This window comes from Geothrix sp. (assembly GCF_049292215.1).
Classification (GTDB): domain Bacteria; phylum Acidobacteriota; class Holophagae; order Holophagales; family Holophagaceae; genus Geothrix.
Genome location: NZ_JBATQW010000046.1, coordinates 46,829 through 57,869 on the forward strand (window position 1 = coordinate 46,829; position 11,041 = coordinate 57,869).

The 11,041-nt window shown below is 67.0% G+C and carries 12 protein-coding genes; 10 read left to right on the forward strand and 2 right to left on the reverse strand.

All coding sequences use genetic code 11. The features are described from left to right. The first annotated feature begins 69 nt into the window (after positions 1 to 69). The 6 genes from WAS25_RS08090 to WAS25_RS08115 all read left to right on the forward strand — a co-directional run bounded on the left by WAS25_RS08090 (position 70) and on the right by WAS25_RS08115 (position 4,189). Positions 70 to 753, forward strand: a complete 684-nt coding sequence (locus tag WAS25_RS08090; protein ID WP_422311013.1) for a hypothetical protein — start codon at positions 70 to 72, stop codon at positions 751 to 753. Next, entirely contained in the window at positions 753 to 1,436 is a 684-nt protein-coding gene (locus tag WAS25_RS08095; RefSeq protein ID WP_422311014.1) for a hypothetical protein, read from the forward strand. The genes WAS25_RS08090 and WAS25_RS08095 overlap by 1 nt, the downstream gene beginning before the upstream one ends. Then, positions 1,433 to 1,807 carry a DUF2752 domain-containing protein gene (locus tag WAS25_RS08100; RefSeq protein ID WP_422311015.1) on the forward strand — a complete coding sequence of 125 codons (375 nt, stop codon included), beginning with the start codon at positions 1,433 to 1,435 and terminating at the stop codon, positions 1,805 to 1,807. The genes WAS25_RS08095 and WAS25_RS08100 overlap by 4 nt, the downstream gene beginning before the upstream one ends. A gap of 62 nt (positions 1,808 to 1,869) precedes the next feature. Next, entirely contained in the window at positions 1,870 to 2,226 is a 357-nt protein-coding gene (locus tag WAS25_RS08105) for a roadblock/LC7 domain-containing protein (RefSeq protein WP_422311016.1), read from the forward strand. Between the two features lie 10 nt (positions 2,227 to 2,236). Next, positions 2,237 to 3,610, forward strand: coding sequence for a NupC/NupG family nucleoside CNT transporter (locus WAS25_RS08110; protein ID WP_422311017.1), 1,374 nt, complete (start codon positions 2,237 to 2,239; stop codon positions 3,608 to 3,610). A gap of 78 nt (positions 3,611 to 3,688) precedes the next feature. Further along, entirely contained in the window at positions 3,689 to 4,189 is a 501-nt protein-coding gene (locus WAS25_RS08115; RefSeq protein WP_422311018.1) for a hypothetical protein, read from the forward strand. Positions 4,190 to 4,211: 22 nt separating this feature from the next. Here WAS25_RS08115 and pssA read toward each other — a convergent pair whose 3' ends face one another. Continuing rightward, positions 4,212 to 5,051: a CDP-diacylglycerol--serine O-phosphatidyltransferase gene (gene pssA, locus WAS25_RS08120; RefSeq protein WP_422311019.1), complete on the reverse strand. Its 840-nt coding sequence runs from the start codon at positions 5,049 to 5,051 to the stop codon at positions 4,212 to 4,214. Positions 5,052 to 5,133: 82 nt separating this feature from the next. Here pssA and mnmG point away from each other — a divergent pair, with 82 nt between their 5' ends. From mnmG to WAS25_RS08140, 4 genes are all read left to right on the forward strand, one after another. Then, positions 5,134 to 7,017, forward strand: a complete 1,884-nt coding sequence (gene mnmG, locus WAS25_RS08125) for a tRNA uridine-5-carboxymethylaminomethyl(34) synthesis enzyme MnmG (RefSeq protein WP_422311020.1) — start codon at positions 5,134 to 5,136, stop codon at positions 7,015 to 7,017. A gap of 79 nt (positions 7,018 to 7,096) precedes the next feature. Continuing rightward, positions 7,097 to 7,579: a MerR family transcriptional regulator gene (locus WAS25_RS08130; RefSeq protein ID WP_422311021.1), complete on the forward strand. Its 483-nt coding sequence runs from the start codon at positions 7,097 to 7,099 to the stop codon at positions 7,577 to 7,579. 21 nt (positions 7,580 to 7,600) lie between these two features. Beyond that, positions 7,601 to 7,807, forward strand: coding sequence for a heavy-metal-associated domain-containing protein (locus WAS25_RS08135; RefSeq protein ID WP_422311022.1), 207 nt, complete (start codon positions 7,601 to 7,603; stop codon positions 7,805 to 7,807). A gap of 39 nt (positions 7,808 to 7,846) precedes the next feature. Continuing rightward, on the forward strand, positions 7,847 to 9,952 hold the full coding sequence (locus tag WAS25_RS08140; protein ID WP_422311023.1) for a heavy metal translocating P-type ATPase: 2,106 nt from the start codon (positions 7,847 to 7,849) through the stop codon (positions 9,950 to 9,952). Here WAS25_RS08140 and galU read toward each other — a convergent pair. Continuing rightward, the gene (gene galU, locus WAS25_RS08145; RefSeq protein WP_422311024.1) at positions 9,949 to 10,821 is read right to left on the reverse strand and encodes a UTP--glucose-1-phosphate uridylyltransferase GalU; all 873 of its coding nucleotides are present in this window, start codon (positions 10,819 to 10,821) and stop codon (positions 9,949 to 9,951) included. The two genes, WAS25_RS08140 and galU, sit on opposite strands and share 4 nt — an antisense overlap. Positions 10,822 to 11,041: the final 220 nt, after the last annotated feature.

Genomic DNA, 11,041 nt, shown 5'->3' on the forward strand with positions numbered 1-11,041 from the left:
TTCCCATCGGCTTGGAAGGCTTCCGGGTGAAGAACCACCATTATGGCTGGAGGGTGTTAGCGTTTTTCCATGAGAGCCCTGTGTTGGATCCTCCTGGCCGCCGTCGCTCAGGCCCAGACACCCGCCTTCCTGGAGCAGCTGCCGCCGGCGGCCCGGGCTGAGGCCATGGACATCGTCAAGCGGGCCGATTTCGTGTTTGAGACCCGGACCCAGCCCAGGCACGTGCGCATGGCCACCATGGAGAAGCTGTTCGATCACCCCGTGTTGGGCGCGGCCATGTGGCGGCACTGTCGGTTCGTGCCGGGATTTTACGCCTTCGTCCATCCGGATGGAGCTTGGAGCATTGATGATACGCGTGGCCTCAAGGGGACCCTGCGGCTGGTGTATCAGCGCCCGGGGCATCGGGTCTATCTGGTGGAGGGGCGGGCCGAGAAGGGCCGACTGCCCGTGATCCCCTTCTCGGTCGGCGCAAAGATGCTCACCTCGTACCGTTATTGGGAGGGCAAGATCGGCTTCGAGAGCCACCTCCACACCTGGACGGCCCTGGACTCGGCGGTGCTCGGGGTTATGTCCCGTCCCTTCCGCCCCTACATCAGGGGGCGCCAGGATGAGTTCATCGCCTACATCAACGGAAACATCGCGACCTTCGGGGAATTCGCCGACCTGAGGCCAGGTGACTTCCACGGACCCTTGACGCGGGATGGGGACCTGGTCGCCCTGCGTGAATTCGAATCGATCTTCCTGGGCCGGTGATGTCCCTCCCCTTCGCAGCCTCTTTCCGCGCCCTGCTGCAGCCCGGCGCTGCGTTCCAGTCGCCGCCGCCCTCTCTGGGCCGGGCCGCCCGTGACATGGCGCTGGTCTGGGTGCCGCTGGCCTTCGTGAACGCGGCCCTGACGGTTTCGCACGCGCTCCAGGCCTACGGCTCCCTCCGTCAGGGGACGGTGCCGACCGGGGTGTTGGACTGGTTCGGGCTGGATCCGGAGAACCTCCAGGCCTTCCTGGGGGCCCTGCCCGCCCCGCCGGCATTCGGCCGAGTCTGGCCCTGGCTGCTCCTGATGGTGCCGGTCGGGGTGTTGGGGACCTGGCTCCACCACGCGGTCTGGGATCACACGGGCCTCTGGCTGTTGGGAGGCCTGAAGCAGAAGCGGGGCTTCCGGACCAGCCTGCTGGCCGAAGCCGAGGCACTCCGCATCACGGCCCTGGGAACCCTGCTGGGGCTGGCGGGCTTCCTCCCCCTCCTGGGGCCGCTGCTGGCGCTGCCTCTGCTGCTGCTGGACGGCTACCTCTGGCTGTTCCGGGGCTTCGCGCTGGCGGCTCGGCACGGCTGCGAGCCTTGGCGGGGCCTGGCGGCCACGGTGGTGCATCTGGTCCTGTTGGGCTGCTTCGCCTTGGGGCTCTCCGCCCTGATGCTGGCCCTGCTCCGGATGGCCGCATGAAGCGGGTCCCCTGGGTGGCGCTGGGCATCATGCTGGCGGCCCTTGCCACCTGGGCCTCGTCCTACCTGCAGCCCATCTCGGCCCTTCTCCCCGGGTGCGCCTTCAAGCGCCTGACCGGTTTCGCCTGCGCCACCTGCGGCTTGACCCGCTGCATTCTGGCCCTGGGGCGGTGGGAGTGGGCCGAGGCCTTCCATTGGCACCCGGTGGCTGCCGCAGCCGGGCTGCTTCTTCCCGTAGCGGTTGCCTGGGACCTCCGCCGGGCCTGGCGGGGCCATCCCTATCTGGACCTCCCGGATTCGTGGGCCGTCCGCATGTCCGTCTGGGCGCTCCTGCTCGGCACCTGGATCCTGCAGGTCTGGCGGGGGATCTAGTACCGTTTTGCATCCGGCCAGACTCCGGTCATGCTTTGGGCACGCATCACCGGAGTCCCGCCATGTTCCAGCAAATCCTGGATCAGCTCATCGAACGAGTGCCCGAGGCCCTGGCTGCGACCTTCAATGACCGGGATGGTGATCCCATCTGCTCGCGTACGATCCAGGTGTCCAACGAGGGGCTCCAGTTGCTGGGCGCCTACCAACACGTGGTGAAGCGCCACCTCCAGCAGGCGGTCGAGGAGTTCGATCGTGGCGAGGTGAAGCAGGTGGCCTTCGCGACGGACCAGCACTGGATCCTCATGATCGGGGCCCGGGAGCAGTGCACCCTGGTGCTGGTCATGCAGCGGGAGGGCATTCTGGGGCGTGCCCGTTTCCACATGGAGCAGGCCATCGAGGCCCTGAACGGTCAATTGTAGGGAGTGCCCGATGGAACGTCTGATCGGCCTGGCCGGAATCGTGGCCTTCGTGGCCCTTGCGTACCTGCTTTCGCACAAGCGGAGCGCGATCCACTGGAAGACCATCGCCTGGGGCCTGGGGCTCCAGTGGATATTCGCCCTGATCGTGCTCAAGGGGACGCTGATCGCCGGCCTGCTGTCCTTCCTGCCCTTCCCGAAGGGCGCTGGCTGGGTGGTGCTGGCGTTGATGTTCACGCCCATGCTGCTGCGGCGCTTTGCCTCCTACGAGAACAAGGGTCTCAACTGGGGGCTCTTCGGCGTCATCGTCCTCGGTCTGCTGCGGGGAAACCTGGTTGGCTCCGCCTTTGATCGGATGCGGATCGTGGTCGAGCACCTCATGGCCTACGCCCACGAGGGGGCGAGCTTCGTGTTCGGAGCCCTTTCCGACGGGCCCGGCGGCAAGGTGGGAATGGTCTTCGCCTTCGCGGTGCTGCCGACCATCATTTTCGTGGCCTCCATCTTCGCGGTGCTCTACTACCTGGGCGTCATGCAGTGGGTGGTGGGCGCCGCCGCCCGCGCCATGGGCCGCTTCCTCAAGGTCTCCGGCGCGGAGAGCGTGAGCGTGGCCGCCAGCATCCTCATGGGGCAGACCGAGGCGCCGCTCACCATCCGGCCGTTCCTGGCGAAGATGACCCGCAGCGAACTCATGGTGATCATGACGGCAGGCATGGCCCACGTGTCCGGCAGCATCATGGTGGCCTATGTTCAGGTGGCGCACGTGGACATCGTGCACCTGCTCACCGCCGTGATCATGACGGCCCCCGGCGCGGTGATGATGGCCAAGCTGCTTGAGCCGGAGACGGAACTCCCGGAAACCTCCGGCGAGATCAAGGTGGACATCCCCAACCACGATGCCAATGTGCTGGACGCGGCAGCCCGGGGCGCTTTTGAAGGTGGGCAGCTGGCCTTCAACGTGGCCGTCATGCTCATCGCCTTCATTGCCCTCATCTACCTGCTCAACGGCTTGATGAAGGCGATCCACCCCGGCTTCAGCCTCGAGCTGGTGTTGGGCTGGATCTTCAAGGTCCCGGCCTTCCTGATGGGTGTGCCCTGGGGCGAGGCCGGCCAGGTGGGTGGGCTGCTGGGCAAGCGCATGGTGGTGAACGAATTCGTGGCCTTCCTCGACCTAGGGAACATGACGGGGCTCTCCGCCAAGGCCAGGCTCATCTCCACCTTTGCCCTGTGCGGCTTCGCCAACTTCAGCAGCATTGCCATCCAGGTGGGCGGCATCGGGGCCCTGGTGCCCGAGCGGCGGGGCGACCTGGCCCGGCTGGGTGTCCGGGCCATGCTAGCGGGCACCTTGGCCAACTTCCTCAGCGCCTGCATCGCCGGAATCCTGACCTAGCTGTAAAAAACCCACACCTGAGCTGAAGTTCAGACAAAGCGACGGGTTGCCGATGAAGCATCCTCGGGAGGTGGTTCCATGTCGAGGTTGTGTGCTGCGTTTGTCTTCCTGGCCCTGGCCACCCCGGCCCTCGTGGCCGGTGACTATGACGCGATGTTCAGTGCGATGAAGAAGGCTTGGCCGCAGTGCGAGACGGTGGCGGTGGTCTGTGATGCCAACGGCAGCAAGCCCCTCCTGGCCGCCCTTACCGGCGCTGCCAGCGGTCTGAAGGTCATTGTCGTGGATGTGAAGGGCCCCCAGGACATGGGCAAGGCCATCGGGACCCTCTCCGGGCGCAAGCCGGACGCCATCGTCCTGCTTGCCGGAGACAAGGTGGCGGGGGATGGCTCCTCCGCGGCCAGTTTCCTGATCCAGCGCATGGCGGGCGTCAAGATTCCGACAGCCGCCACGACGGAGGCCGGGGTCAAGCAGGGCGCCGTGCTGGGCATCGGGCCCGGGACTGGCGGCAAACTGCTGTCCAATGCCAAGGTGGCGGCGGTGGCTGGCGTGGCCATTCCCGCAGGGGCCACGCAACTGTAGGAACGAACGCCCGAAGGCTTTCCTACTGCACGGTCTCCGGATCATCGGGTCCGTCGTGCGGGGGCTCCACGCCTCGCCAGCCGGCCTTCCAGGCCAGGTTCATGACCAGCGTCAGGGCGATGTAGGCCGCGAAGAAGCCCAGGAAGAAGCGCTGCTGGAAGAGGACCAGGAGGGCCAGCAGGAGCACGACGGTGAGGTAGGTGACCATGACCGAGCGCAGCGAGGTCGCCTTCTTCTTGAAGCTGGAAAAGCGGATGGTGGAGACCATCAGCAGGCCCACGAGGAAGAGTCCCGCGGCAAAGGAGTATGCCAGGGCGGTGGTGCTGGGCGGGGTGGGGTGCCAGATGATGACCGAGGCCACGCACGCAGCCCCAGCGGGGATGGGCAGGCCCACGAAGTAGCGGGAATCCACCGCGCCCACCTGCACGTTGAAGCGGGCCAGGCGCAGGGCGCCGCAGGCGGTGAATACGAAGCAGGCGGCCCAGCCGGCGGCCCGCAGATGGGAGTCATGGATGCCCAGCTGGAAGAAGGCGTAGCGGTAGGCCAGGATGGCTGGGGCCATGCCGAAGCTGATCACGTCCGCGAGGCTGTCCAACTGGACGCCAAAGTCTGTGGCAGTGTTGGTGGCGCGGGCCACGCGCCCATCCAGCCCATCGAAGATGCCGGCCAGCACGAGGAGCCCTGCGGCCCAGAGGAAGAAGCGTTCGGGCGTCGCTCCGGCGGCGTTGATGGACATCACCACGCTGGAGAAGCCGCAGAAGACAGAAGCCATGGTGATGCTGGAAGGGAGCACGAACATGGACCGGCGCATGGCGCGCTGGCGCCGGGCACGGCGTTCCTCGGGACTCAGACGGGGTCGCATGGGGACAGTTTCTCACATCTGGGCCGGGGGAGGCTGGAGTCGGCGGGCGAGGGTATGCTGGCTTCCTTCGGAGGATAGTGGATTGAAGCACCTGGTGGTGATCGGGGGTGGACATGCCGGAATCGAAGCGGCCCATATCGCCGCGAGGATGGGCATGGCCACGACCCTGCTCACCATGAACCTCGACCAGATCGGCCAGATGAGCTGCAATCCCAGCATCGGTGGGGTCGGCAAGGGACACATGGTGCGGGAGTTGGACGCCCTCGGCGGGGCCATGGGCCGCCTCATCGATGCCACGGGCATCCACTTCCGCATCCTCAACGAGAGCCGCGGCGTGGCCGTGAGGGGTCCCCGGGCCCAGGCGGACAAGGTGAAGTACCGCAGCGCGGCCCGGCGGCTCCTGGAGCATCTGGAGCACCTGAAGCTGCGGCAGGGCACGGCGGCGGCCCTGGTCTGGGAACCCGGCACCCGAAACCTTCGGGGGATTGAACTGCTGGACGGGTCTGTGCTGCCCTGCGATGCCGTGGTGGTCACCAGCGGCACCTTCCTCAATGGCCGCATCCTCATCGGGGCGCGGCGCCTCGAAGCCGGGCGCGCCGGAGAGCCTGCCAGCACCCACCTGGCTGAGCAGCTGCGGGCCCTGGGCCTGCGGCACCGGCGCCTGAAGACCGGCACCAGCCCCCGCCTCGCCCGGGCCAGCATCGACTTCGGGCGGCTGGAGGTCCAGCGCGGCGACGATCCGCCCAGGGCCTTCAGCTTCTTCAGTCCCGGCATTCCGCAGCCCCAGGTGCCCTGCCACATCGTCCACACCACGGCCCAGACCGAAGCAATCGTGCGGGAGAACCTGCCGCAGTCCAGCCTCTACGGGGGCCACATCGAGGGGGTCGGGCCCCGCTATTGCCCTTCCATCGAGGACAAGTTCGTGAAGTTCCCGGACAAGGGCCGGCACCAGATCTTCGTGGAGCCCGAGAGCCTCGAGACGGAGGAGATCTACCTGGCGGGCCTGTCCACCTCCATGCCCCCGGACGTGCAGCTGCGGATGGTGAGGAGCCTCCCTGGCTTCGAGGCCGCTGAGATCCTGCGGCCCGGCTACGCCATCGAGTACGACAGCTTCGATCCGCTCCAGCTCCACCGGGACCTCTCCGTCGAGGGCCTGGAGGGCGTCTGGTTCGCGGGCCAGATCAATGGCACCACGGGCTACGAGGAGGCTGCGGGCCAGGGTCTGCTGGCGGGCATCAACGCCGTACGCTGGCTGCGGGAGCAGGAGCCCATCGTCCTCGGCCGCGAGCAGGCCTACCTGGGCGTGATGGTGGATGACCTCGTCACGAAGGGAACGGATGAGCCCTACCGCATGCTCACGGCCAGGGCGGAGCACCGGCTGGGCCTGGCCTGCGACCTGGCGGATGCCCGGCTGCTGGCCGTGGCCCGGGAGGTAGGGGCCTTGGAGCCACAAGAACTGGCGCAAGTCGAAGCCAAGGTGCTCCGCCGGGAGACCCTGAGGGGGCAGTGCGAGGCTGCCTGGGTGACCCAGACCAGCCCCTTCGGAGGTATCGCCACCGCCGTCGGCCTCCGGTTGGATGCGGGCCTGAGCCTATCGGACCTGTTCCGGCGGCAGCACATCGGCCCTGTGGAGGCCGATGCCTGCCTGGCACTGCTGGACGGTTGGAGGCGGGAGCAACCCGGCTGGGACCCAGCCATGGAGCGGGATCTGCTCCTGTTCGACCTCCGGTACGCCCCCTACCGGGACCGGGAAGCGAAGCTCCTGGAGGGCCACCGGGCCTGGGACCAGGTCCGGATCCCCGCGGATTTCCGGACCGAGCATCTGCATGGCATCTCGAAGGAAGTAATGGAAAAACTAATGTTGCATCGACCCGAGACCCTCGGCCAGGCCAGTCGCATCCCCGGGGTCACCCCGGCGGCCGTCACGCTGCTCCACCTGCATCTTCATCGTGTTCGGAGCATATAGTTGAAGTGTGATTTTTATCCTTGAGCTTCCATGTAACTGGAACCTTACCCTTGGGAAGTCCGCTTCCCGGGAGGTCCCCATGGCGATCTCGTCAGACACACAAGCTGTTCAAGCCGGTTCCTCCGGCCGGATGCTGAAGATCGGCCAGTTGGCTGCACGCTCCGGCATCACGGCCCGCAATCTCAGGTTCTATGCGGACGCCGGCGTGTTCGGCGACCTGCCACGCTCGCCGAAGGGCTATCGCCTCTTTCCTGCGGAGGCCGTCCAGTGGGTCAGGATCCTCAGGGCCGCCCAGGCTGCGGGGTTCAGCCTCGAGGAGGTCCAGGAACTGCTGCGGGCCCTCCGCCAGGACAGCGCCCCCTGCGAGCACGTCCGTGAGGCGCTGGGGGGCAAGCTGCAGGCGCTGGAGACCAAGCTGACCGAGATCAAGCTGCTCGTGGACATCCTGCGCATCACCCTGGGCACCCCGGATGGCCAGAGCAGCGAGCTGGGGTGCAACCTGATGGAGACCCTGCTGGTCGAGTCGGCCAGGCTGCCCTCGTTCGCGGACCACAGGGCCTGAACCCCCCACTGGAGGCACGAAATGGATACCAAGGTTTTCAAGGTCAACGGCATGACCTGCGGCGGCTGCGCGAAGCATGTGGAAAAGGCGCTGCGGTCCGTCGAGGGCATCGTCCAGGTGGACATGGACGTCCCACATGGAACGGCGAAGGTCATGGGAGAGGCCCCCTTCGAGGTCATGGCGGAAAGGGTCGCGAAAGCAGGCTACGAACTGATCGGGCCGGCCTGAGGTCCAATCGTCGAATCAGGCAAACAGAAGGGATGGGCGGTGGATCAACAGACCTTTGCCGTCACGGGGATGACCTGTGCTGCCTGCGTCAGGCACGTGGAGAGGGCCCTAGCGGACACGCCGGGTGTGGCTGCGGCGGTGGTGAACCTTGCCACGGGCACCGTGCGGGTGGAGGGAACCGTCACTTTTGAAGCGCTGGCCCTTCGCGTCGAGGATGCGGGCTACGGTCTGGCGAAGGTCCAGCCGGACGCGCCTCCGATCGAAGACCTGGGTCCGGCACGCCGACGCATGGTGTTCGCACTGGCGCTCACCGCGCCCCTGTTGGTCTCGATGCTGCCGGGCTGGCCAGGGCATCTGCCCGGTTGGATCCAGGCCCTGCTCGCCACACCGGTCGTCTTTGGAGCCGGCCTTGGGTTCTTCCAGCGGGCCGGGCGACAGGCCCTCCATGGGCAGGTCTCCATGGATGCCCTCATCGCCCTCGGCTCCGGTACCGCCTGGGCCTTTGCCGTCATTGAATGGCAGCGGGGCGCCCACGAGCTCAGCTTCGAAACGGCCGCCGCCCTGGTGGCCTTCCTGCTGTCGGGGAAGTACCTCGAGGCCAGGGCGAAGACCCACGCCACGGACGCGCTCAAGGCCCTGCTCACCCTGACCCCGCCGACCGCCCTCCGGCTGGAGGCGGACGGATCCGTCATCGAGGTCTCTGTGGCGGTGCTGGCCCCCGGTGACCGGGTGCGGGTGCTCCCGGGACAGTCCGTCCCCGCGGATGGTCGTGTCAGCTCCGGGCAGGCGGAAGTGGACGAGTCCATGCTCACGGGAGAACCTCTGCCCGTGGCGAAGGAGCCTGGTAACGCCCTGGTCGCGGGGACCGTGGTACATGGGTCGGCCCTGGAAATGGAGGTCAGCGCGGTCGGCACTGCGACCCAGTTGGCGCGCATGGCGGCCATGGTCGCCGAGGCCCAGGGCTCCAGGGCACCAGCTCAGGAACTCGCCGACCGCATCAGCGCCGTCTTCGTTCCGGCCATATTGGTGCTCGCGCTGGCCACCTTTGCGGGCTGGACAGTCTGGGGTGGCGGGTTTTCGCACGCCTGGCGTCCCGCCGTGACCCTGTTAGTGATCGCATGCCCCTGCGCCCTTGGCCTGGCCACACCGGTAGCGGTGATTGTTGGGGTCGGCGCGGCGGCGAAGCAGGGCGTGCTGGTGCGTGATGCCTCTGCACTGGAGGCGCTCGGTCGGGCCACGGACCTGGTGCTCGACAAGACGGGGACCCTCACGGAGGGCCAGCCCACGTTGAGACGTGTGCTGTCCTCTGGTGGCCGCCCGGTATCTGAGCTCCTCCGCGTGGCCGCCAGCCTGGAAAGGGACTCGGAACATCCCATCGCCCGGGGTCTTCGTGCCGCGTTCGCCGGTGACCTGCAAGCTGTCCAAGGGTTCAGGGCCCACCCTGGAGGCGGAATATCGGGGACCCTTGATGGTACGACTTGGCACCTCGGGAGTGAGGCCTTCCTGGGGGTCGCCTTCCCGGCGGTGGATCCGGATGGGATCGCGGTGGGGTTGGCGGATGCCAAGGGTCTGCAGGGCGTGTTCATCCTGGGAGACCGGCTGCGGGCTGAGGCCGCTGATGTGGTGGCAACGCTGGAGAGGCAGGGACTGAGGGTTCATCTCCTGACGGGGGACCGGATGGAGCCCGCGAGCCTCATGGCCGCGGCGGCGGGGATCAGCCGCGTGGCCGCCGAGGTCAGGCCCGAGGGGAAGCTGACCCACCTCAAGGCGATGCAGGCCGCGGGTGCGGTGGTCGGGTTCGTGGGCGATGGCGTCAATGATGCGCCGGCGCTGGCCCAGGCGGACTGCGGAATCGCCATGGGCTCCGGTGCCGGCGGACAGGGGACCGGTGCGGCCATGGCCGCGGCGCCGCTGGTACTCCTGCGGGCAGGCTTGGACCCGATCCTGGTGGCCAGGCGGATTGCCGCGCGCACCCAGCGTGTGATCAGGCAGAACCTCGGCTGGGCCCTTGGCTACAACCTGCTGCTGGTGCCCCTGGCGGCCTTCGGTGAACTGGAGCGGTTTGGAGGTCCCATGCTGGCTGGTGCAGCCATGGGACTGAGCTCGCTGACGGTGGTCCTGAACGCTCTGCGCCTGCGGCGCTAAAGGCCGCGGGACAGTTCTTTCAGGTAGGCGGCGAAGTCCTCACGGAGATCCTCCCGCTTCAGCGCGAACTCCACGTTGGCCTTCAGGTAGTCCAGCTTGTTGCCCGTATCGTAGCGCTTGGCGGGGATCGGTGCGGCGACCAGGCGACCTTCGCGGGCCAGGATGGCCAGCGCGTCGGTGAGCTGGTACTCGCCACCCACGCCGGGTTCCAGGGCCGCAAGGTGATCGAACACGCGGGGTTCCAGCACATAGCGACCCACGACGGCCCAGCGGCTGGGGGCCTCCGAGGGTTGGGGCTTTTCGACAATGGATGTCACTTTCCAGGTACCGTGGTGGCCTTCGGGAGCGCTGACGATGCCGTAGCGGGACACGTGCTCGAGGGGGACCTCCTGGACGCCCACGACGGACTTCCCGGTGCTGTGGTAGGCCGCGATGAGCGCATCCAGCGCGGAATCACGTTCATCGAAGACGTCATCTCCGAGGAGCAGGGCGAAGGGTTCATCACCCACCGCGTGGCGGGCGCAGAGAACGGCATGTCCAAGCCCAAGGGGCTCTCCCTGCCGCACGTAAGCGAACTGGGCTAGGTGGCTGATGCCCCGGACCAGGTCGAGGTCCTCCTGCTTCCCACGGCGCCTGAGGGTGTCCTCCAGTTCGAAGGAGATATCGAAGTGGTTCTCGATGGCCGCCTTTCCGCGACCTGTCACTAGGACCAGGCTTTCGACCCCGGCCCGGATGGCCTCCTCCACGACGTATTGGATGACGGGTGTGTCGACCAAGGGCAGCATTTCCTTGGGTTGGGCCTTGGTTGCGGGCAGGAAGCGGGTGCCCAGGCCTGCGACGGGAATGACGGCTTTGCGTAGCGTCTTCATGGCCTCTCCGATGGCCCATGATGGCCTAAGGTTGGCCCCTGATGAAGGTTTGGTGCCCCTTGCGTAAATTTTCCCCTTGCGTCTTGGGACCCCGGTGTTAGTCTGGATGTCCTGCGCAGTTGAGGCTGTGGGGTGCAGGATGAGGCTGTGAGGCTGAATCCGACATGCTGAGGAGCATGGTGGGCGTCTTTGAAAACCGGATAGAAGATAGGAAGCCTTT

Bases quoted from the DNA above. Each gene is read 5' to 3' on its own strand.
- pssA (WP_422311019.1), bottom strand. From the start codon at position 5,051: ATGCGACCCCGTCTGAGTCCCGAGGAACGCCGTGCCCGGCGCCAGCGC.
- galU (WP_422311024.1), bottom strand. From the start codon at position 10,821: ATGAAGACGCTACGCAAAGCCGTCATTCCCGTCGCAGGCCTGGGCACC.
- WAS25_RS08130 (WP_422311021.1), top strand. From the start codon at position 7,097: ATGGCGATCTCGTCAGACACACAAGCTGTTCAAGCCGGTTCCTCCGGC.
- WAS25_RS08100 (WP_422311015.1), top strand. From the start codon at position 1,433: ATGAAGCGGGTCCCCTGGGTGGCGCTGGGCATCATGCTGGCGGCCCTT.
- WAS25_RS08110 (WP_422311017.1), top strand. From the start codon at position 2,237: ATGGAACGTCTGATCGGCCTGGCCGGAATCGTGGCCTTCGTGGCCCTT.
- WAS25_RS08090 (WP_422311013.1), top strand. From the start codon at position 70: ATGAGAGCCCTGTGTTGGATCCTCCTGGCCGCCGTCGCTCAGGCCCAG.
- WAS25_RS08105 (WP_422311016.1), top strand. From the start codon at position 1,870: ATGTTCCAGCAAATCCTGGATCAGCTCATCGAACGAGTGCCCGAGGCC.
- WAS25_RS08095 (WP_422311014.1), top strand. From the start codon at position 753: ATGTCCCTCCCCTTCGCAGCCTCTTTCCGCGCCCTGCTGCAGCCCGGC.
- WAS25_RS08135 (WP_422311022.1), top strand. From the start codon at position 7,601: ATGGATACCAAGGTTTTCAAGGTCAACGGCATGACCTGCGGCGGCTGC.
- WAS25_RS08115 (WP_422311018.1), top strand. From the start codon at position 3,689: ATGTCGAGGTTGTGTGCTGCGTTTGTCTTCCTGGCCCTGGCCACCCCG.